The following is a 20,313-nucleotide window of genomic DNA, read 5'->3' on the forward strand; positions in this document are numbered from 1 at the left end:
GCTAGCCTGACTCCATGGCCGCTGAACTGGAGACTCTTGGAAGAGCCGTCAAGCAAGCCCAGTACCGACAGCACCGGGCGCTCGACGGCCGACTCACGACCGTCGGGACGACACTCGCCCAGTGGGACGCGCTGCGTGCGATCAGCCGGACGCCGGGAGCGACCGCGCGGTCGCTGGCCGCGGCGACGTTCCAGAGCGAGCAGGCCTTCGGCACGCTCGCGGGCCGGCTGGTGGCGCAGGGCCTGCTGGAGCGGCGGCCCGGGCACGGCCGCCGTATCGAGCACCACCTCACACCGGCCGGCGAGGAGACCCTGAAGGCGGGCCACCAGGTCGCCGACGAGGTCCTGGCCGAGTGCTTCGCCCCACTGACCGAGGCGGAGCGGACGACCCTGCTCGACCTGCTCCACCGTCTCACCGGGGAACCGGGGGAGGGCTAGTGCTGTGGCCGGAAAGGTTTGCCGGCAAGCTCGCGGCGTCCGGTGCGGTGCATCGCAAGGCGGAGCGTCGCCCGCGTACTGGATGTACTCGGGCGATGCGACAACGCGGCGAGGTGCCGTGCCGGGCGTCGCGAGCCGGTGAACCTTTCCGGTCGCAGCACTAGGGTCCTGGTCATGCCGTGCCTCGCCGTCCGCGGGACGGCCGGGTGAGACGGAGCGCCCCGACGGACCGTCATGGGGACGACTCGTGCGGGGCAGGCACCTCGAACGGTCCCCCACCGCTGGCCGCCCGCATCCCGCGCCCCGAAGCTGGCCCCATGGACGTCCCCCTCCCTGACGGTCTGCCGCCCTTCGAGGACCGGACCGACTTCGAGAACGCCGACCGCGGGTTCGTCGCCACCCTGGCGCCCGGGGTGGTGACGGCCGAGGACGGAAGGGTGGTGTGGGACGGGGACGCGTACGCGTTCCTCGACGGGGACTGTCCCGGCACCGCGCACCCCAGTCTGTGGCGGCAGTCGCAGCTGTGCGCGCGCCAGGGCCTGTACGAGGTGACCGAGGGCGTCTACCAGGTGCGCGGGCTGGATCTGGCCAACATGACCCTGATCGAGGGCCACGACGGCGTGATCGTCGTCGATCCCCTGATCTCCGCCGAGTGCGCGGCGGCCGCCCTCGCGCTGTATCGCGGGCACCGCGGGGAGCGCCCCGTCACCGGGCTCCTCTACACCCACTCCCATGTCGACCACTTCGGCGGCGCGCGCGGTGTGCTGCCGCGCGAGGAGGAGGCGGGGGTGCCGGTCCTCGCGCCGGCCGGGTTCCTGGAGCACGCGGTCAGCGAGAACGTGTTCGCCGGGCCCGCGATGGCCCGCCGCGCCGGGTTCGTGTACGGCGCACAGCTGCCGAAGGCGCCCGACGGGCAGATCGGCACGGGCCTCGGCACCACGCTGTCCACCGGTACGGTCACCCTCGTCCCGCCGACCGTCGACATCACCCACACGGGGCAGACGGAGACCGTGGACGGCGTCCGGATCCTGTTCCAGCTGACGCCGGGCACCGAGGCCCCGGTCGAGATGAACTTCCTCTTCCCCGAGCGGCGCGCCCTGTGCCTGGCCGAGAACCTCACGCACACCCTGCACAACGTCCTGACGCTGCGCGGCGCCCCGGTCCGTGACGCCCGCGTCTGGTCCCGCTATCTCGACGAGGCCATCGACTTCTTCGGCGACGGATACGACGTGGCGTTCGCCTCGCACCACTGGCCGACCTGGGGGCACGAGAACGTCGTCCGGCTGCTCGCGGAACAACGGGACCTGTACGCGTATCTGCACGACCAGACCCTGCGACTGCTCAACAGCGGCCTGACCGGACCGGAGATCGCGGAGGAGCTGCGGCTGCCGCCCGCGCTGGAGGGCGCCTGGCACGCACGGGGCTACTACGGGTCCCTGAACCACAACGTGAAGGCCGTCTACCAGCGGTACATGGGGTGGTACGACGGCAACCCCGCCCACCTCTGGGAGCACCCGCCCGTCGAACTCGCCCGGCGGTACGTGGAGGTGGCGGGCGGCCCCGAGGCGACACTCGCGGCGGCCCGGCGGTACGCCGACACCGGTGACCTGCGCTTCGCCGCCACCCTTCTCAACCACCTCGTCTTCGCCCACCCGGACGACGAGGAGGCGAAGGAAGCCCTCGCGGGCGTGTACGAACGGCTCGGGCACGGCGCCGAGAACGGGCCCTGGCGCAACGTCTATCTGACCGGCGCGCGGGAACTGCGCACCGGCCCGGGCGGACCCGCCGTCGCCACGGACACGGCCGAGACCACATCGGCGCTCGCCGTGGGCATGCTGCTGGACTCCCTCGCGGTGCGCATCGACGGGCCACGCGCGGCGCGGGAGCCGCAGCTGATCATCGACCTGGTCGTGATCGACGAGCAGCGCAGGCACCGGATCAATCTGGAGCACGGCGCGCTCACGCACCGCAGCCTGCCGCTGCACCGCACACCGAGGCCGCACGCGGGCCTGACGCTCACCCTCACCCGCCCCGAACTCCTGGGACTGCTGGCGGGCAAGGGCCTCGCGGGCATCGAGACGGAGGGGGACCGGGGGCTGCTGAAGCGGCTGTTCTCGTATGTGACGGCGCCGGACCGGGCGTTCGCGATCGTCACACCCTAGAACCACGGCGCCTCAGAGCGGCGGTTGTGCCGGTGCCGGGCCCAGGGTCGTGGTGCCGGGGGCGGTGCGGTGGCCGAGGCCCGTGCGGTACGCGTCGAGGGCCGCCTCCACCCGGCCCGTACGGCGAAGCAGATCGCCGAGCAGTCGGCACAGGTCCGCCAGGTCGCCCGCCGCGCCGGCCCGCTCCAGCAGGCTGAGCGCGCGGACGTAGTGCTCCTCGGCGTCCTCCGTGTCGCGGGCGTCCTCCGCGATGATGCCGAGGAGGCGGTGCGCGGCGGCCGAGTGCACGGCGCCGCGCTCGGGGCCGATGTCGCCGAGGACGCCGTTCAGCAGCCGCGCGGCCTCCGCGGACTTGCCGCCGCGGTGCAGCACGTCCGCCAGCTCCACCGCGACCTGGCTGCTGTAGAGGGCGGCCCGCTTCTCGGAGAGCATGGCGAGGGCCTCGCGCAACTCGCTCTCGGCGCGATCCAGTTCGCCGTGCTGTGCGTACAGGTAGCCGCGCATCCAGTGGCAGTTGGCCAGCTCGGTGCGGATCTGCAGCTGGCGGTAGAGCTCGGTGGCCTTGGCGAGGGAGGCGTCCGCCTCGGCGATCCGGCCCTCCGCGAGGAGCGTGCGCGCCACCGAGCGGTGCATGCGCGCGACGAGCGCCGGATCGCCCACCTGCGGCGCGAGCGCCAGCGCGAACTCGGCCGCCTGCGCCGCCCGCGCGTGCGCGCCCATGTCCATGTACGGGCCGATGGCGCTCGCGTAGAGCAGCAGCAGGGCGTCCGGGTCGCGCAGTCCGGAGCGGTTGAGCTCGTCGAGGGTGGACTCCAGCAGATAGCAGGCGTAGCGGAGTTCACCGGCCAGGTAGTGGGAGACGGCCCGCCCGCGCAGCGCCGGGACCCGGCTGGGCAGCGGCGCGTCGCCCAGAACCTGCTCGGCCCGCTCGAAGTACTCCCGGCCCGTCACCAGGTCACCCAGCTCCAGCGCGCACTCACCCAGGCCGAGCAGCGCCGCCGCCCGCTCGGCGCCGAGGCCGTGCGCCTCGGCCTCGGTCAGCAGGGCGCCGTACTGCTCGGCCGCGACCTCGGCCTCACCGGTGGCGAGAGTGCGCTGGGCGTCGGTCAGGCGCAGCCGCAGACCGGTGGCGAGGTGGGCCGGACGGCCGGTGGCCAGCTCGTCATAGGCGACGCCGAGACGCCCGGCGAGATGCCTCAGCGCCTCGTCGGAGGGGCGGACCCGGCCGGCCTCCAGCGTGGAGACGTACGCGGCCGTATAGGCGGGTTCGGCCAACTGCCTCTGAGTGAGCCCGCGTTCGCGTCGCAGCCGCTGGACCCTGCGTCCGATGGTTTCCGGGTCGTCCCGCTCCGCCATGCGATCAATCATGCCAGTAAGGGCACTTGTGCCGAGAGCACTACTGACTTCCCGTCAACCCCCTACCCGGCCATACGGGGGCACTCCGGCTCCCAGGCGCCCTTCCCGTGCGACCACCCGACCCCCTAGGTTGGAAGAGACCTTAAGCATGCAAGGACCCCATAATCCGTCGCTGTAATTGCGAGGTCGGTTGCCGTGCTCGGACGCCTGTGCCTGCGCCAGGGACGCGTATCCGCGCGATACGCCAGAGGTTTCGCCGCGGCCGTCGTGGCCGTGGCCGCCCTGATCGCGGCGGCCAACGCGGGCCCCGCGCGGGCGGCTGCACCGGGACCGGGGGCGGGGCCGCTCCAGCAGACCCAGCACGTCCGGCACGCCTAGTGCTGCGACCGAGGGCGCCCTCGGCAAGGCCAGGCCGGTATCCGGTTCGGCCCCTGGGGCTCCCGCATACGCTTGCCCCGTGACCTCCCCCGCCGCACGCACCGCGCTGGACCTCACCGCCGGCCTCCCGGTCACCGACCTGGAGGCCCTCTACCGGGATCTGCACCGCCATCCCGAACTGTCCCTGCAGGAGTACCGCACCGCCGGGAAGTTCGCCGAGCGGCTGCGCAAGGCGGGATTCGAGACCGCCGAGGGTGTCGGCGGCACCGGCGTCGTCGGGGTGCTGCGCAACGGCGACGGGCCCACCGTACTGCTGCGCGCCGACATGGACGCGCTGCCGGTCGGCGAGGAGACGGGGCTGCCCTACGCCTCGGAGGTGCCCGGGGTGATGCACGCCTGCGGGCACGATCTGCACGTCACCTGGCTGGCGGGCGCGGCCCGCGCGCTGGCCGCCGGGCGCGAGGCCTGGTCGGGCACGCTGGTGGTCGTGGGCCAGCCCGCCGAGGAGACCGGCCAGGGCGCACGGGCCATGGTCGCGGACGGGTTGTACGAGCGCTTCCCCCGCCCCGACGTGCTGCTCGCCCAGCACGCGGCGCCGGGGCCGGCCGGGCTCTACGCGCACTCCCCGGGGCTGATCCTGTCCGCCTCGACGGACGTGGACGTCGTCGTGCACGGCCGGGGCGGCCACGGCTCGCGCCCGGAGTCGACCGTGGACCCCGTGGTGACGGCCGCTTACCTCGTCACCCGGCTGCAGACCGTCGTCAGCCGGGAGATCGCGGCGCGCGACTCCGCGGTGCTCACCGTGGGCCGCATCGAGGCGGGCACCCGGCACAACATCATCCCGTCACAGGCGCACATCGCCCTGAATCTGCGCACGCAGTCGGCCGAGGTCCGCGACCGGATGACCGCCGCCGTCCGGCGCATCGCGGCGGGCGAGTGCCTGGCGGCGGGCTGCCCGCGCGAGCCCGAGGTGACCATCGGCGCCGACTTCCCGGTCACGGTCAACGACCCCGGCACGGACCACCGCGTGGCCGCCGTGCACGGCGAGGTCTTCGGGGCGGCCACGGTCTTCGACCCGGGCCCGGCGATGGGCAGCGAGGACTTCCCGCACCTGGCACCGGACGGAGTCCCGTACTCCTACTGGTTCGTGACGAGCACCCCGGCCGACGTGTGGGAGGCGGCGCCGGGCGCGGACCTGATGGAGAAGTTCGCCGCGGTGCCGAGCAACCACAGCCCCCACTTCGCGCCCGATCTGTCCACACTCCTGCCCGGCGTGCGGACTCTGGTCTCCGGGGCGCTGGCGCACTTGTCATTGGCATGACCTAGTCTTCGCTCACTCGCCACACACGGCCCCACAGGACCCACAGGACCCACAGGACCCACGGGAACCGCACAACGGCCGTGCGTCCTGGCGCCCACTCTCGACCCGGGGGGTTCGAATCAGCGTGCGTATGCGCACCCTCACAGCCGCCACGACCCTGGCGGTCCTCTTCAGTTCGGCGGCGCTCGCCGCCGCACCCGCCTTCGCCGACTCCAGCCGGATCCTGCCGGTCACGTCGACCGGTGACATCGTGGTGGACGGGGTCCACCAGCGGGTCTTCGTCAGCGACCCGAACGACGGCAAGATCGTCGTGACCGACTACAGCGGGACCGTCGTCAAGGAGGTCACGAACCTTCCGGGCGTGACCGGCCTCGAACTGTCCGCCGACTCCGGCACGTTGTACGCGGCCGTGCGGGACGCCGACGCGATCGCGGCGATCGACACGGCGACGGACACCGAGTCCGCGCGTTACCCGGTGGGCCACGGCCCGCTGAGCGTCGCGCTGGCGGGCGGCAAGCTCTGGTTCGGCTACGGCGCGGCCGCCCAGGGCAACCTCGGCTCGCTCGACCTCTCGGGCGGGCAGCCCGTGGTCGCTCTCGACCTGGACCGCAGCTGGTACAGCGCGCCGATCCTGGACGCCGCCCCGGGCTCCAACACGCTGGTGGCGGGCGCGGTCGGGCAGAGCCCGGTCGAACTGGCCTCGTACGACGTCTCGTCGGGCACCGTCACCCGCCTGGCGAGCACCCGGGACGCCGGCAGCAACCTCGGGGACATCAAGGTCACCCCGGACGGCCAGGACGTCATCGTGGCCAGCGGCGCCCCGTACTACCAGCAGGTGTTCAAGACCTCCGACCTCACGGCGGACGGGAAGTACCCCACCAACCCCTATCCCAACGCGGTGGCCGTCGCCCCCGACGGCACGGTCGCGGGCGGCACCTTCTCGTGGTACGACCCCGACGTCCATGTCTTCAAGCCCCACACCACGACCCCCGTCCGCCAGTACGACTTCCCGAACACGGGCAACACCAGCGGCTCGGACACCCTGGCGCCCCGGGGCCTGGCCTGGGCCCCGGACGAGAGCCGCCTGTTCGCGGTCTCCGAGAACAGCCAGGGCGTGTACTCGCTGCGCGTCCTGACCGACCCGGTCTTCTCCAGGCCGGTGCTGACGGTCGACGCGCCGTCCACCGCCACCCGTGGCAAGGCCCTCACCGTCAGCGGGGCGCTCACCGCGTCCGTGCCGCTGCCCGCCGGGACCCCGCTGACGGTCACCCGCACGGACACGGAGTCCCCGAACGGCACCTCGCTCGGCACCACGTCCCTCGGCGCCGACGGGAAGTTCTCCTTCACCGACACCCCGCCCGCGGGCGGCAAGGTCACCTACACGGTCACCTACGCAGGCGACGCCACCCACACCTCCGCCACGGCCTCCGACACCGTCGAGGTCTCCCGCACCGCGACCACCGTGACGCTGAACAACGACGGCAAGGTGTACGGGTACGGCAAGGACGTGACCTTCACCGCGCACCTCGGCTCGACGTACAGGAACCGCACGGTCGAGATCTGGGCCGACCCGTTCGGTTCCGACAAGCCGAACAAGCTGGTGAAGTCCGGCACGGTCAACCGGGACGGCAACCTGTCCGTCACCCTCCGCCTGACCCGCGACACCACCGTCACCGCGAGGTTCACGGGCGACGCCCGCTACCAGCCGAGGACGGCTACCAGCACCGTCCACGCGCAGGTACAGGTCTCCACGTCGGTCGGCGGCCACTACAAGACGAAGAACACCTGGGGCCAGACCTACTACTACTTCCACAAGTCCCATGACCCGCTGTTCACCACGACGATGACGGCCTACCCGGGCCGCAGCCAGAAGCTGGAGCTGCAGGTCTACTACCAGGGCACCTGGCACGACGCGGGCTCGCAGTACTTCAAGCTGAGCTCCACGGGCGTCTCCAAGGTCCGTCTCACCGGCACCCACGAGACCGGGTACCGCTTCCGCGTCCGCTCCTCGTACTACAACGCGACCTCGGGCGACACGGTGAACTCGACGACGCACGGGGCGTGGCGGTACTTCCTCTTCACCAGCTGACGACCCGTGCGGCCGTGCACCGTCACGGCTGGGTCTGAAGCTGCTGGAGGCGGCGAAGGTGCTCCTGGACATGGGTCAGGGCACCTTCGCGGCGGCCCGGCACCCGTTGCCTCAAGTCGGCGAGCGCGGGGCCCAGTTCACGGGCCCGTGCCGTATCGCGCATCCGGCCCCACTGGTGGTGGGCGCGGTCGACGGCCGCCTCCACCGCCGGGAGCCCGGGGGGCTGACCGGCCGCCAGGCGGACGGTGGCGACCGCCAGCCAGGCCTCACAGCTGCGGTCGGCATCGCCCGCGAGCATCGCGAGGTCGGCGCGGACCTCCATCCAGTGGAGAGCCTCCTCGGAGCCGGAGCCGTGCTCCCGCAGCGCGGCCCGCTCCCACTGCGCCGCGAGATCGGCCGCCTCCGCGTGCCGGCCGTCCTGCACGGCGGCGGTGAGCGCGGCGTGCGGATCCGGGGCCGCCGGGGCGGTGGCCCGGGGCGGTACGGAGGCCAGGGGCGGTACGGGGGCTAGGGGCGGTACGGAGACCAGGGGCGGTACGGAGACCAAAGGCGGTACGGGGGCCCGGGGCGGTACGGAGACCAGGGGCGGTACGGAGGCCGGAGCCGCCTGCTGTGCCGGCATTGTCCCCGGGGCCTGCGACGGCCGGGGACTCCCAGGGGCCGCCGGCGCCCCCGGGGTGTGCCAACCCCGGGCCGGGGCCGGGGGGTTGAGGGGCGGGGACAGGACGATGTCCCCCTGCCCGCCGGTCTCCGCGTACGCCCGGGTCAGCGTCTGCTGGTGGAGGGTCGCCGGGTCCGGGCGGTGGCCGCTGCGCAGGATCGTCGCCAGCGCCTTCATGTACACCGGGGCCGCCAGCGCGCGGCGCGGCGGCGGTGGGGCGAGGCGGCCGTAGAGCGGGACGGCGGGACCGCAGTCCAGGGGGTTGGCGTACAGGTGCTGCCAGGTCTCCGGGTCCGCGTGCAGGTCCGCGAACACCGTCGTCGTACCGGGCGGGCGCAGCCGCAGTTCCTCGCGGATCCAGTGCCAGGGGAAGCCCGTGTAGCGGACCGTGGCCGGGGTGGTGCGGGCCAGCGCCAGGTGCGGCAGGCGCTGGCGGCGGTCGAGCTGGAGCTGTCCGGTCAGGAACACCGTCAGCGGCCCGGGGGCGGTCGCGGCGGCCCGCAGCCGGGTCAGCACGGCCTGCGGCTCCAGCGGGTCGACGAGTTCGACGACGTTGGCCGTGTCCGTGCCCGACAGCACCGGCGGGGCGACGGCCGCGAGCACCGGGAGCACGGACGCCGCGTCCACCAGACACCCCTTGCCCGCGGGCGAGGCCGCGAGCAGCAGCACGGTTCCGGGCATCGTTCCCTCCCCGATCGATCACTTACGGCAGCACGGTAACCGCTGCGCCTGCAAAGGGGCGACGGAGGGAGAGCAAACGCCCGCCTATGGCACGGGTTGTGCGGCAGAGGGGTGAGACGACGGGGTGTCAGGGATCTGCCCGGGCCTCGGTCGTGAGTGGGCGTCGTACCGCGAAGATCGTGGTGTCGTCCTGGAGGTGGCCGCCGCAGTGGCGCAGCGTGCCGTCGCGGACGAGACGCACCAGACGGCCGGGCTCGGCGACGCCCGGGTCCTCGGCGACCACGCGGGCCACCCACTCCCGCAGCGGGAAGAACTCCCCCGCGGCGTCCCGTGCCTCCAGCACCCCGTCCAGGGGCAGTGGTCCTCGATCTCGTACGAGACGACGGCCAGGACGGCGGTGGTGATCGTGCCCCGCAGCCCGCAGATCGCGGCCGCGATACCGGGGACCAGCACGACCCAGGAGATGGTCCGGAACTGGCCGCTCGTGTTCCAGTCGAGCGCGGCGATGGCGACGAGCAGCACGAGCGGCGGCAGACAGGCGACACTGCGGCCGCGCACACGCAGCGGATGGGCCCGCCTGCTCAGCGCCTCGGCCCCCGTGGAGTGGAGGAGGCGGGCATGCCCTGGCGCCGCGTCCTCCCTCAGGCCCTCCTCCGGCCGGTCGCGGGGTGGTGGGTCGTGGGGTGGTGGCGTGGCGGGCACCCGCGTCGCGGTCCGTTCGGTCAGTAGGCGACCGACGTGCGGGCGCGCGGATGCGCGCCCTCCTCCAGTTCGTCCAGGAACGCGGCCGCGTAGTCCTCGGCGCTGATCCGGCTGGTGCCGTCCGCGTCGGTGAGCAGCAGGTCGTCGCCCACCCGGAAACGGCCCGTGCGCTCACCGGGGCCGATCTCGGCGGCGGGGGAGATGTACGTCCAGTCCAGGTCGTCGACCGTGCGGTAGTACTCCAGGGCCGCGCGGTGGGCGAGCGCCTCGGGCACGAGGGACTCGGGGAAGCCGGGCTGGTCGACCAGCTCCCGGCCGGGAGCGACCTCCAGGCTGCCGGCGCCGCCGACCACGACGAGCCGTCGCACACCGGCGTCGCGTGTGCCCCGCACCAGAGCGCGGTTGAGGGCGAGGAACGGCTCCGTCGGCTCCGAACCGTCCCGGGGCGGTCCGCACGCGCTCGCCACCGCGTCCGCCCCGGCCGCCAGCGCGGCGACCCGCGCCGGATCCGAGGCGTCGGCCGCGGCGCCGGTCACCCCGGGCACCGGTGACCGGCCCGAGCGGCTCACGGCAGTGACCTGATGCCCGCGCCGTGCCGCCTCCGCTGCGATCCGGCTGCCCACCATCCCCGTCGCCCCGAACAGCACGATCCTCATGAGGCCCAGCGAAACACGGCCCCCCGGCCTGTGCATCCCGACTTGCCGGCCGCCCCTGCCAGGTGTGCTCTGGAGGGCAGGGGCGAGGAGGAAGGAGTGCTCCGATGGCTCATGCGGCACCCGCGTCAGGGACACCACGCACGCCCGTCACCCCATCCCCCGGGCCCGGCGGGGCCTACCGCCCGCCCGACGTCTTCGACGAGCGGACGCACGCCGTGGCACGGGTGGCGGTGCCCGTCGTCCTCGGGCTGGTCTACGGCTACTGGGCCGCGGCGATGCGGCGCGACGCCGGTCCCATCACCGGCTGGAACCTGCTGTTCGGTTTCGTGTGCGCGATCGTGTTCGCGGCCGTGTGCACCGGCCTGCTCATGGTGACGCCGCGGCTGCGGCGCGAGTTGCACGCGGTGCTGTGGGCGGCGTTCGCGGGCATCGCGCTCGGCTTCCTGTACAGCCAGACCGGTGAGAGCGTGCTGCGCGCGATCGGCATCGCGCTCGCGGTCGCCGTGGCCGTGTTCGTGTCCGCCTTCTACCGCTACTACACACACGAGGACGCGGAGGGACACCGGTTCGGCTGACCACCGGTCAGCCTTCCTTCCCGGCGCACCAGGACCGGCGGCCCCAGTCGGAGAGGACCGGCCCCGGCGCACGAGACCCCGGCGCGACGGCCACGCCGACGCCGGGGCCTCATGCGTCTCCCTCACTCACCCCGCCACCCGGGATCCCGGTCCCGGGGGCCGGTCGAGGAGCCTGAGCCCGTTCCTCTCCCCACCACCAGATAACACCCGTTCGGGTGAACCCTCCACCGGAGAGCACGGCCCCGCCCGCCGCCGCTCACCCATCGGATCGTCGTATCCACCCATTTGCAGGCGGTCGGCTCGCCGTCCGCGCGCGAACGCGTTTCGCTGATGGCGTGTCTCGACGTGTACGGAGCATGCTCTCCGCCGTGCTGATCGGCCTCGCCTGTCTGCTCACACCGCTGGGCGTCCTCGCCGCATGGGCGAAGTACGGAATCGAGGACGGCGCCCGCTACGCCGCCACCACCGCCCCGCTGGCCTCCGACGCCCTGGTGCGGGACGCCATCGCCAGCGCCGTCACCGACGGCATCATGCGCACCGTGCACGTCCGGCAGCCCCTGGAGGGCTCCGTGCACGCGTTCGTCCATGACGCGGTGCGGTCGTTCACCGGCACCGAGGCCTTCCGCTCCGCCTGGGACACCGCGAACCTCTCCGCCCACGACGCCGTGATGCGTGCCCTGCGCGACGACGGCGACCGGCCCGTCACGATCGACCTCGCCCCCGCCACCGAGCGCCTGAAGCGGCAACTCGCCGACGAGCACGTACCGTTCGCCACCCGCATCCCGGTCGCGCACCGGCAGATCACCCTGCTGCAGTCGGAGGACCTGACGAAGCTCCGGAAGGGGTTCCACGTGCTCGAAGTCACCGGCTTCTGGCTCCCCGTCGCCTCGGCCTGCTTCGCCCTGACCGGCATCCTGCTGTCCCTGTACCGCCGCCGGGCCGTGCTGGCGACCGGACTGGGCACGGCGCTGGGCGCAGGGCTGCTCGCCGTGGCGATCGCGGTGGGCCGCCGGATGACGCTGGATGACCTCCCGGCGGGCGTCTCGCACCCCGCCGCGGGAGCGGTCTACGACGCGCTCACCGAGACGCTCCGCATGGTCTCCTGGATCCTGCTGGGGCTCGGTCTCGCGGTGGCTCTGGGCGCCTGGCTCACGCGCCGGTACGTGCGACGGCGGCGAGCGTCCGCAGCGCCCGCGCCAGCTGCGGCGGAGGAGCCGACGCGAGTCCAAGCCTGACGCAGTCCGCGGCGGCGCCCTCCGCCCCGCGCCCGTCCACCGCGAAGGCGGGCCCCGGCGTCACCGCGATCCCGTGCCGGGCCGCGGCCGCCACGAACACGTCCGCGCGCCACGGCCGGGGCAGCTGCCACCAGGCGAAGTAGGCCCGTGGATCGGCCCGTACGGCGAAGCCGTCGAGGTGCTCCGCGACCAGGAGCTGCCGTGCGTGCGCATCCGCCCGTTTCGCCTCGACCAACCGCGCCACGGTCCCGTCCCCGATCCACCGCACCGCCGCCTCCAGCGCGAACCGCCCCGCCGTCCACCCGCCCGACCGCAGCGCTCCGGCCGCCTCCTCGCCGCGTCCCTCGGGTGTCACGAGGAACCCGACGGTGAGGCCGGGCGCGACCCGCTTGGACAGCCCGTCGACGACGTATGTGCGTTCGGGTGCGGAGGCCGCCAAAGGCTCGTCGCCCTCCTGCCCGCACAGGAACGACCAGATGCGGTCCTCGATGACCGGCAGGCCCAGATCCCGTACCCTCTCGGCCAGTTGCGCCCTGCGCTGCCGCCCCGTCGTCACCGAGGTGGGGTTGTGCAGCGCCGGCTGGACGTACACCGCGGACAGCGGCGTCGAGCGGTGCGCGGCGGCGAGGGCGTCGGGGCGCAGGCCCTGGTCGTCCGTGGCGAGCGGGACCAGAACCAGGCCGAGGCGCGCCGCGATCTCCTTGACCAGCGGATACGTCAGCCATTCGACGCCGACGCGACCTCCGGGCCGGACGAGGGCGGCGAGGGCGCCCGCGATGGCCTGGCGTGCGTTGCCGGCGAACAGCAGCCGGTCCGGGGCCGGGCGCCAGCCGCCCGTGGCGAGGAGTCCCGCGGCGGCCTCGCGCGCGGCGGGCGTGCCCGCGGCGGGCGCCGTGCCGGTCGCCTCCGCGAGGACGTCGGGCCGCAGCAGCGGCGCGAGCCCGGCCGCCAGCAGCTCCGGCTGACCGGGCGCGGAAGGGTAGTTGAGCTCCAGGTTGACGGGCGCCGTCGTCGCCGCTTCGGCGAGCGCACGCCCGGACGGCACCGGCGAGGCCCGGACGAAGGTGCCCCGGCCCACCTCACCGACCACGAGGCCGCGCCGCACCAGCTCGCCGTACACCCGCCCCGCCGTCGACGCCGCGATCCCGCGCCGTCGCGCGAACACCCGCTGCGGCGGCAGCCGGTCCCCCGGCCCGAGCCGTCCCGCGGCGATGTCCGCGGCGATCCGGTCGGCGATGCTCCGGTAGTCCTCCATCGCCCTCCCTTGGATTGCACGGAGAGCAAAGATCTTATTGCACCGACCAGTTGCCCGCCCTAGGGTCATGCTCATGGCATCCTTCCTGGCGTACGAGGACAAAGGCACCGATATGGGCCGACTGCCGCTCGTCCTCGTCCACGGCCACCCCTTCGACCGCACGATGTGGGCCCCGCAGCTCACGGAGTTCCCCCGCACGCGCCGTGTCATCGCCCCGGACCTGCGCGGCTACGGCGCCTCCCCGGTCGTCGCCGGCGTCACCCCGCTGCGGACGTTCGCCGACGACATCGCGGCCCTCCTCGACGACCTGGGCGTGGACCGCTTCGTCCTCGCCGGGCTCTCCATGGGCGGCCAGATCGCCATGGAGTGCTGGGCCCGGTTCCCGGACCGGATCGCCGGGCTGGTCCTCGCGGACACGTTCGCCGCCGCGGAGACCGACGAAGGCCGGCAGGGCCGGTACGCGACGGCGGACCGGCTGCTGCGCGAGGGCATGCGCGGCTACGCCGACGAGGTGCTGCACCGGATGGTCGCGCCGTACGCCGACGCGGACGTGGCGACGCACGTCCACCGCATGATGACGGCGACCTCGCCGGAGGGCGCGGCAGCGGCCCTGCGCGGCCGGGCCGAGCGCCCCGACTACCGCGACCTGCTCACCCGCGTCACGGTCCCGGCCCTGGTCGTGGTGGGCGAGGACGACACGTACACGCCGGTCGCGGACGCCCGGGCCCTGCAGGCGGCGCTCCCCGACGCCACGCTGCACGTCGTGGCGGGCGCGGCGCACCTGCCGAACCTGGAGCGGCCGGAGGAGTTCAACCGGGCGCTGGGGGAGTTCCTGGAGCGGGTGGACGCCTGACGGTCCCGACATCTGCGGGCCGCCCCCGACATGTGCGGGCCGCCCCCGGTCCCTGCGGGCCACGTACCCCGGCGTCACCCGTTCGGCCCGTTCCACCGGGCGACCCCCCGGCCCGCCGGGTGAACCTGCGGATGAAACGGACGAACGGTCCCGAGGAGGCGACCCCCATGGTCCAGCAAACCGCACGCACCACCACACACAGCAAGCAGACGGCGTGGGTCAACGGCGGCACGGTGTTCGCCGGGGTCCTGATGTTGGTCGGCGGAGTCATCGGGGTGCTGAACGGCATCGCGGGCATCGTCACGCGCGGCATCTACATCCCCGTCGGCAACTACGTGTACGAGTTCAACCTCACCACCTGGGGCTGGATCCACCTGGTCGTCGGCGTCCTGGTGGCGATCACGGGCTGGGGCGTGCTCCAGGGCAGGGACTGGGCCCGCGGGGTCGGCGTGGGGCTGGCGGCCCTGTACATGATCCTGTACTTCATGTTCCTGCCCTACGCCCCGGTCTGGTCGGTGATCGCCATCGCGATCGGAGGGTTCGTGATCTGGTCCCTGGTGACGGCGGGCCGTACCGAGGTGACGCGCTAAGGGATCCTTGCCCTATGCCCGCCCGGGTCGCGTGGTCTGGCACGCTTCCAAGAGCTCAGCTCCCATGCTCCACGGGGCGACGGCGGTATCCCGTGGCCGGGGCCGTGCGAGGTGGACCACGGCCCCGGCATGCGCACGCCCACGACCACGCTCCGGCGCCCCACCGGCCCGTAGGCGGGCTCAGCGGCCCCCTCCGTGCCCGCGGGCCCCGCCCTTTCGGCAACCCTCCCCCCCTCCCTCCCCGTCTTCGAGGGAGGATTCGGGCATCCAGTCCACCGAGGGGAAGGCGGCCGGCACATGGAGGCGACCGCGGAGTGGACCGGGGCGGCCGGGACCCGGCGCCCGTCCCGGGGGCGAACCGCGGGGGCCTGGCTGTCCGGGCTGCTGCTCGCCGCGGTGAGCGTCGTCGTCGGCTGCCGTGCCGCCGACACCGACGCGGTCACACCCGTCCCTCAGCTGCTCGCCTTCCTGCCCTGGCTGCTCGCCCCCACGGCCCTCGCCCTCCTCCTGGCCCTGCTCGCCCGCTGGCGCACCGGCCTGGTCTGGGGCGTCCTCGCGCTCGCCGCCCTCGCCTGGTTCACCGAGCCGTACGGCGGGACCGACGAGCCCACCGGCACGGCGCTCGCCGAGTTCCGGGTGCTCACCTCCAACGTGCAGTTCGGGCGCGGCACCCCCTCTCTGGTGCCCGCGATCCGCCGTGCGCGTCCCGACATCGTGTTCGTCGAGGAGTGCGAGCACCGCTGCTCGGCCACCCTGGAGCGCACCTTCGGGGGCCCGCGGGGCACCTACCCCTATCGGCAGGCCGTCGACGGCGCCGGCTCCGACGGATCGGTCATCCTCAGCCGCTTCCCGCTGAAGGCCGCGCCCGCCGTGCCCGGCACCATGGGGATGCCCGGCGCCGTCGCCGACGTCCATGGCCACGCCGTACGCATCCAGCTCGCCCACCCCATGCCCCCGCTCCCCGGTCAGCTGTCCGTCTGGCGCCGCGAGCTGGGGGCGCTGCGCGCCTACGCGGCGAGCGGCGCCGGCGCCCCTACCGTCCTGGCCGGCGACTTCAACGCCTCCCAGGACCACGCCGTCTTCCGGCGCATCCTCGCCACCGGCCTGCGCGACGGCGCCGGCCTCGCCGGCGCCGCCCGGACGCCCTCCTGGCCGGCCGACACCGCCCCGCCGTTCGGCACCCAGATCGACCACGTCCTGGTCTCTCGGGACTTCTCGGCGAACTCGGCCCGCTTCCTGGACATCGCCGGCACCGACCATCGCGCTCTGCTCGTCGACCTCACGCTCCACCAGCACACCCAGCCGAGGGGCCCCAACTCCGAATAGCCATAATGAGGGCATGCCCCGCGAGTTCCCCATCGGCCTCACCCCTCCGAACTGGCTGGTCAGGAACCTCCAACCGTCGCAGGCGCCCGTCAACTGGCCCGCCGTCGTCCGCGCCGCCATCGCGATGTCCCTGCCGCTCGCGCTGGGACTGGCCTTCGGGGAACCGGCCTACGGCGCACTCGCCTCCATGGGAGCCGTGTCCGGCGTAGTCGGCGACACCGCGGACGCGTACCGGATGCGGATCCTCAACATCGCGGTCCCCCAGCTGCTCGGCGCCGCCGGCGTCACCGTCGGTGTGCTGACGTACGGGCACGGCTGGACCACCGTCGTCGCCGTGACCGGGGTGGCACTGATCTCCGGGATGCTCTCCTCGATCGGCGCGATCGCCTCGGTCTCCGGGCTGGTGCTCCTGCTCAACTGTGTGATCGGGGCGGGACTCGCCCTGCCCGGCCCCTGGTGGCTGGCACCGCTGCTCGTGTCCGGCGGCGGACTTCTCGTCCTCGTCCTCGGCCTGCTCACCTGGCCGCTGCGCTCGGGCGTCCCGGAACGGGCCTCGGTCGCGGACACCTACCGCACGGTCGCCGATCTGCTCGCCGCCTGCGGATCGGGCCGCTACCACGCCGCCCGGTACGCGGTCACCCAGTCCCTCGACCTGTCGTACGACCTCGTCCTCGCCCGTCGTGCCCGCCACCACGGCCGCAGCCCGGAACTGGTGCGGCTGCTCGCCCAATTGAACGCGATCACCCCGGTCGTGGAGGCGGCCCCGGCCGTCCACCAGTACGGCAGCCCGCTGCCGAAGGAGTTCCCGGCCGCGGTACGCCGCCTCGCCGACGCCGTCGACGTCGGTCATGGCGGTTCCACAGCCCTTGAGCTGCCGGAACCGGATGACGATGCGGGACGCGCCGTCGACCATGCGCTGCGCCACGCCGCCGAGGTGGTCACGGCCCAGAGCATCGACCCGCGCACCATCGTCGACCGCCTCGGCCGCCCCGCATCCCTGCGCGTGCGCGCCTACCGCGCCGGCCGCAACGTCGTCCTCTCCGGTGCCTCCTGGCGCTACGGGCTGCGCCTGGCCCTGTGCATCGGCATCGCCCAGGCCCTGGTGTCCCTGGTCCCGGTCCCGCGCTCCTACTGGGTCGCCCTCACCATCACCTTCGTCCTCAAGCCGGACTTCGGCTCGGTCTTCTCCCGGGCGCTGCTGCGTGCGCTGGGCACCGTGGTGGGCCTGGTGGTGGCGGCCGTGGTGCTCGCCGCGGTACCGCTCGGCTGGTGGGACGTGCCCGCGCTCATGCTCCTCGGCCCGCTCATCCCCTTCCTGACGCCCCGCGGATTCGGCTACCAGACGGCGGCGATCACCCCGGTGATCCTGCTGCTGTCGGACGTCCTGAACCACATGGGCACAGCCCTGCTCGTCCCCCGTCTCGTCGACTCACTGATCGGGTGCGCCATCGCCCTCGTCGCGGGATATCTGCTGTGGCCCGAGAGCTGGCACACCCGGGTCGGCGAGCGGCTCGCGAACGCGGTCGCCGACACGGCGCAGTACGTGGAGGCGGCGTTCGGCGACACGACGGACCCCGCGGCCCGTGCCCGGATGCGGCGCCGGCTGTACCGGGACCTGTCGGCCATCCGTACGGAGTTCCAGCGGGCGCTGAGTGAGCCGCCGCCGACAGCACGCCGGGCCGCCGCCTGGTGGCCCCTGGTCGTCGCGGTCGAGCGGATCGTGGACGCGACGACGGCCGCGCGGGTGCGGGTGAAGCACGGGGCACCGCCGCCGTCGGCCGCCGAGGTCGCTCAGGTCGCGCTGCAACTGCGGGAGTTGTCGGAGGGACTGCGCGAGACGGACGTCCTGGTCGCCCTGGGCACGGACCTCGGCGGCCCGGCGGACAGCGTCCTGGAGGCACTGCGCCAGGAGGTCGCGGCGGCCCGGGCGATCGCGTCGCCGCACTGAGACGACGGACAGTGTCACCGCACCGGACGCGGAAGCAGCTTGCGAACTTTGCTTTCCCTGTACGAACCCTTGGTGTGACCGTGCCGCTGGGGCGACGGGTGTGCGGGAGCAGGGCAGGCGAGTGAACTGATCGTGAACCCGGCGCAAGCGTACGGGGGTTGGGGCGCGCGTGGACGCCGAGCGGGCCACGGGGGCGGCCGGTTGGGAGGGAGCCTGGACAACGGCGAGATCGCGGTATTGACAGCGGGCGCTTCCGACGGGTGGACCCTGCCCAAGATCACGGTCTACGGCCGCTAACCTTACGTGTCCGTCCTGGCCAGGGATTGACGGGCATCAACTCACGCGAAGGGTTGCGCACATGGGCATTCTCACTCTCCTGCGGAACGCGTTCGGCCGCTCACGCAAGGGTCGCTCCGCCGAGAAGGGGCCCTCGCGGGAGACGCCGACGACGACGGCGACGACCACCGAACCGAAGACTTCGGCACCGCAGCCGGAGCCGGCCGCGCCCACGGCTTCGCCCGAGATCCCGGCACAGCAGAATGGCCGGTCGGACGAGCACGACCTGGTGGCAGCGGCATTCGACAACGTGACGGTCCCGAGGCAGGCAACACCGAGGACGGAGGAGCCGGAGGTCACGGAGGAACCGAAGGTCACGGAGGAACCGGAGCGTACCGAGCCGGAGGCCGTGGACGCACCGGAGGCCGTGGACGCACCGGAGGTCGCGGAAGAGCCGGAGCCTACGAAGCCGGAGGCCGAGGCCGAGGCGCCCGTCGAGGTGCCGGAGGAGCCGAAGCCGGAGCCGGTCGCCCCCGAGCCCGAGCCGGTGGCCGACGTGACCCCCGAGCCGGAGGCCGACGTGACCCCCGAGCCCGAGCCGGAGCCTGTGGTCGCGGAAGAGCCGGAGCCGGAGGCCGAGGCCGCCGTAACCCCCGAGCCCGAGGCTACGGAGGACGCCGCGCCGGAGCCCGTGGTCGCGGAAGAACCGGAGCCGGAGCCCGAGCCGGAACCGGAGCCGATGGTTGCGGAAGAACCGGAGCCTGAGCCGGAGGCCGCCGAAGAACCGGAGCCGGAGCCGGAGCCGATGGTTGCGGAAGAGCCGCAGCCCGAGCCGGAGGTCGCCGAAGAACCCGAGCCGGAGGCCGTGAAGGCGCCGGAGGCCGAGCCGCTCCCCGCCGAGGAGCCCGCAGCCGCCCAGGCGGACGACGCGGCAGCCGGCGACGGCGAGGAAGCCGCGCAGGAGGCACCCGCACCCGACGACGCCACCCGCACGGGTGGTGCGGGCGGGAACGACACCGAAGGCGAGGCCGAGGCGACGCGACCCGCCACCGCACCCCCCGCCGAAGGCGAAGCCGAGGCCGCGGAACCGGCCGAGCCCGCCCTCCCCCTCGCCCGGGTCAAGTCCCGCGCCCCCGGCCTGGCCACCGCCTACAAGGCCGCGGCCACCGCCCTCGAGAAGCACGACCTCACCGGTACCCGCGCCAAGGTCTACCTCGTCCTGGACCGCTCCGCCTCCATGCGCCCGTACTACAAGGACGGCTCCGCCCAGGCCCTCGGCGAACAGGTCCTCGCCCTCGCTGCCCACCTCGACCCCGAGGCCACGGTCCCGGTCGTCTTCTTCTCCACCGAACTGGACGGCACCGGTGAACTGACCCTCGCGGACCACGAGAACAAGATCGACGAGCTCCACGCGTCCCTCGGCCGCATGGGCCGCACCAGCTACCACGCGGCCGTGGAAGCGGTCATCGCCCACCACGAGAAGTCCCCGGACCCGGCCCTCCCCGTTCTGGTGATCTTCCAGACGGACGGCGCGCCCGACGCGAAGACCCCCGCCACCCAGTCCCTCACGGACGCCGCGAAGAGCCACCCCGGTCTCTTCTTCTCCTTCATCGCCTTCGGCGACCCGGAGAACAAGGCCTTCGACTACCTCCGCAAGCTCAAGACGGACAACGCCTCCCACTTCCTGGCCGGCGAGACCCCGCGCGAGCTCACGGACACCGAGGTCTACGAAGGCGTACTGGCCTCCTGGCGCCCGTAGGACCCGCCCGTTCCCGGGATCCCATACGCGCCAGCACCGAGTCACGGCATCGG

At 73.5% G+C, this 20,313-nt stretch carries 16 protein-coding genes and 1 pseudogene; 12 read left to right on the forward strand and 5 right to left on the reverse strand.

Features of this window, described 5'->3' with window-relative positions; all coding sequences use genetic code 11:
• Nucleotides 1–14: 14 nt before the first annotated feature.
• Both ASC56_RS16720 and ASC56_RS16725 read left to right on the forward strand, forming a co-directional pair.
• Nucleotides 15–437, forward strand: coding sequence for a MarR family winged helix-turn-helix transcriptional regulator (locus tag ASC56_RS16720; RefSeq protein ID WP_055492203.1), 423 nt, complete (start codon nucleotides 15–17; stop codon nucleotides 435–437).
• Nucleotides 438–754: 317 nt separating this feature from the next.
• Nucleotides 755–2,599 carry an alkyl/aryl-sulfatase gene (locus tag ASC56_RS16725; protein WP_055492204.1) on the forward strand — a complete coding sequence of 615 codons (1,845 nt, stop codon included), beginning with the start codon at nucleotides 755–757 and terminating at the stop codon, nucleotides 2,597–2,599.
• Between the two features lie 12 nt (nucleotides 2,600–2,611).
• Here the strand turns inward: ASC56_RS16725 and ASC56_RS16730 are convergent, their stop codons facing one another.
• Nucleotides 2,612–3,955: a helix-turn-helix transcriptional regulator gene (locus tag ASC56_RS16730; protein WP_055492205.1), complete on the reverse strand. Its 1,344-nt coding sequence runs from the start codon at nucleotides 3,953–3,955 to the stop codon at nucleotides 2,612–2,614.
• 195 nt (nucleotides 3,956–4,150) lie between these two features.
• Here ASC56_RS16730 and ASC56_RS38100 point away from each other — a divergent pair, with 195 nt between their 5' ends.
• The 3 genes from ASC56_RS38100 (at nucleotide 4,151) to ASC56_RS16740 (ending at nucleotide 7,743) form a co-directional block, all read left to right on the forward strand.
• Complete coding sequence (locus ASC56_RS38100) at nucleotides 4,151–4,333, forward strand: hypothetical protein (protein WP_079102544.1); 183 nt, start codon at nucleotides 4,151–4,153, stop codon at nucleotides 4,331–4,333.
• Between the two features lie 79 nt (nucleotides 4,334–4,412).
• Nucleotides 4,413–5,654, forward strand: a complete 1,242-nt coding sequence (locus ASC56_RS16735; RefSeq protein WP_055492206.1) for an amidohydrolase — start codon at nucleotides 4,413–4,415, stop codon at nucleotides 5,652–5,654.
• A 130-nt stretch (nucleotides 5,655–5,784) separates the two neighbouring features.
• Nucleotides 5,785–7,743, forward strand: a complete 1,959-nt coding sequence (locus tag ASC56_RS16740; RefSeq protein ID WP_371330072.1) for an Ig-like domain repeat protein — start codon at nucleotides 5,785–5,787, stop codon at nucleotides 7,741–7,743.
• A gap of 22 nt (nucleotides 7,744–7,765) precedes the next feature.
• Here the strand turns inward: ASC56_RS16740 and ASC56_RS16745 are convergent, their stop codons facing one another.
• The 3 genes and pseudogenes from ASC56_RS16745 to ASC56_RS16755 form a co-directional block, all read right to left on the reverse strand.
• Entirely contained in the window at nucleotides 7,766–9,085 is a 1,320-nt protein-coding gene (locus ASC56_RS16745) for a hypothetical protein (RefSeq protein ID WP_055492208.1), read from the reverse strand.
• A 127-nt stretch (nucleotides 9,086–9,212) separates the two neighbouring features.
• Nucleotides 9,213–9,443 (reverse strand): annotated as a pseudogene (locus tag ASC56_RS41950) (SpoIIE family protein phosphatase); the annotation flags it as partial.
• A 364-nt stretch (nucleotides 9,444–9,807) separates the two neighbouring features.
• Entirely contained in the window at nucleotides 9,808–10,443 is a 636-nt protein-coding gene (locus ASC56_RS16755; protein WP_055492210.1) for an NAD(P)-dependent oxidoreductase, read from the reverse strand.
• Between the two features lie 104 nt (nucleotides 10,444–10,547).
• On the opposite strand from ASC56_RS16755, the gene ASC56_RS16760 reads away from it, so the two are divergent.
• A complete protein-coding gene (locus tag ASC56_RS16760) occupies nucleotides 10,548–11,018 on the forward strand; it encodes a hypothetical protein (protein ID WP_055492211.1) in 471 nt (156 codons plus the stop codon).
• A 335-nt stretch (nucleotides 11,019–11,353) separates the two neighbouring features.
• Entirely contained in the window at nucleotides 11,354–12,253 is a 900-nt protein-coding gene (locus ASC56_RS16765) for a hypothetical protein (protein ID WP_107309269.1), read from the forward strand.
• Here ASC56_RS16765 and ASC56_RS16770 read toward each other — a convergent pair.
• On the reverse strand, nucleotides 12,168–13,508 hold the full coding sequence (locus ASC56_RS16770; RefSeq protein ID WP_055492213.1) for a PLP-dependent aminotransferase family protein: 1,341 nt from the start codon (nucleotides 13,506–13,508) through the stop codon (nucleotides 12,168–12,170). The two genes, ASC56_RS16765 and ASC56_RS16770, sit on opposite strands and share 86 nt — an antisense overlap.
• Nucleotides 13,509–13,581: 73 nt before the next feature.
• Between ASC56_RS16770 and ASC56_RS16775 the strand changes: the two genes are divergently transcribed.
• The 5 genes from ASC56_RS16775 (at nucleotide 13,582) to ASC56_RS16795 (ending at nucleotide 20,260) form a co-directional block, all read left to right on the forward strand.
• Nucleotides 13,582–14,361, forward strand: coding sequence for an alpha/beta fold hydrolase (locus ASC56_RS16775; RefSeq protein WP_055492266.1), 780 nt, complete (start codon nucleotides 13,582–13,584; stop codon nucleotides 14,359–14,361).
• 167 nt (nucleotides 14,362–14,528) lie between these two features.
• Entirely contained in the window at nucleotides 14,529–14,951 is a 423-nt protein-coding gene (locus ASC56_RS16780) for a hypothetical protein (RefSeq protein WP_055492214.1), read from the forward strand.
• Nucleotides 14,952–15,248: 297 nt separating this feature from the next.
• Nucleotides 15,249–16,277, forward strand: a complete 1,029-nt coding sequence (locus tag ASC56_RS16785; RefSeq protein WP_055492215.1) for an endonuclease/exonuclease/phosphatase family protein — start codon at nucleotides 15,249–15,251, stop codon at nucleotides 16,275–16,277.
• Nucleotides 16,278–16,290: 13 nt separating this feature from the next.
• Nucleotides 16,291–18,225 (forward strand): FUSC family protein, encoded by a 1,935-nt coding sequence (locus ASC56_RS16790; protein WP_055492216.1) that lies wholly within the window; start codon nucleotides 16,291–16,293, stop codon nucleotides 18,223–18,225.
• 358 nt (nucleotides 18,226–18,583) lie between these two features.
• Nucleotides 18,584–20,260: a VWA domain-containing protein gene (locus ASC56_RS16795; protein WP_055492217.1), complete on the forward strand. Its 1,677-nt coding sequence runs from the start codon at nucleotides 18,584–18,586 to the stop codon at nucleotides 20,258–20,260.
• The last annotated feature ends 53 nt before the right edge of the window (nucleotides 20,261–20,313 follow it).

It is taken from the genome of Streptomyces sp. TP-A0356 (assembly GCF_001417775.1).
Taxonomy (GTDB): Bacteria; Actinomycetota; Actinomycetes; order Streptomycetales; family Streptomycetaceae; genus Streptomyces.

Bases quoted from the DNA above. Each gene is read 5' to 3' on its own strand.
- ASC56_RS16760 (WP_055492211.1), top strand. From the start codon at position 10,548: ATGGCTCATGCGGCACCCGCGTCAGGGACACCACGCACGCCCGTCACC.
- ASC56_RS16720 (WP_055492203.1), top strand. From the start codon at position 15: ATGGCCGCTGAACTGGAGACTCTTGGAAGAGCCGTCAAGCAAGCCCAG.
- ASC56_RS16785 (WP_055492215.1), top strand. From the start codon at position 15,249: ATGGAGGCGACCGCGGAGTGGACCGGGGCGGCCGGGACCCGGCGCCCG.
- ASC56_RS16790 (WP_055492216.1), top strand. From the start codon at position 16,291: ATGCCCCGCGAGTTCCCCATCGGCCTCACCCCTCCGAACTGGCTGGTC.
- ASC56_RS16780 (WP_055492214.1), top strand. From the start codon at position 14,529: ATGGTCCAGCAAACCGCACGCACCACCACACACAGCAAGCAGACGGCG.
- ASC56_RS16755 (WP_055492210.1), bottom strand. From the start codon at position 10,443: ATGAGGATCGTGCTGTTCGGGGCGACGGGGATGGTGGGCAGCCGGATC.
- ASC56_RS16770 (WP_055492213.1), bottom strand. From the start codon at position 13,508: ATGGAGGACTACCGGAGCATCGCCGACCGGATCGCCGCGGACATCGCC.
- ASC56_RS16730 (WP_055492205.1), bottom strand. From the start codon at position 3,955: ATGGCGGAGCGGGACGACCCGGAAACCATCGGACGCAGGGTCCAGCGG.
- ASC56_RS16745 (WP_055492208.1), bottom strand. From the start codon at position 9,085: ATGCCCGGAACCGTGCTGCTGCTCGCGGCCTCGCCCGCGGGCAAGGGG.
- ASC56_RS16740 (WP_371330072.1), top strand. From the start codon at position 5,785: ATGCGCACCCTCACAGCCGCCACGACCCTGGCGGTCCTCTTCAGTTCG.
- ASC56_RS16795 (WP_055492217.1), top strand. From the start codon at position 18,584: ATGGGCATTCTCACTCTCCTGCGGAACGCGTTCGGCCGCTCACGCAAG.
- ASC56_RS16775 (WP_055492266.1), top strand. From the start codon at position 13,582: ATGGCATCCTTCCTGGCGTACGAGGACAAAGGCACCGATATGGGCCGA.
- ASC56_RS16725 (WP_055492204.1), top strand. From the start codon at position 755: ATGGACGTCCCCCTCCCTGACGGTCTGCCGCCCTTCGAGGACCGGACC.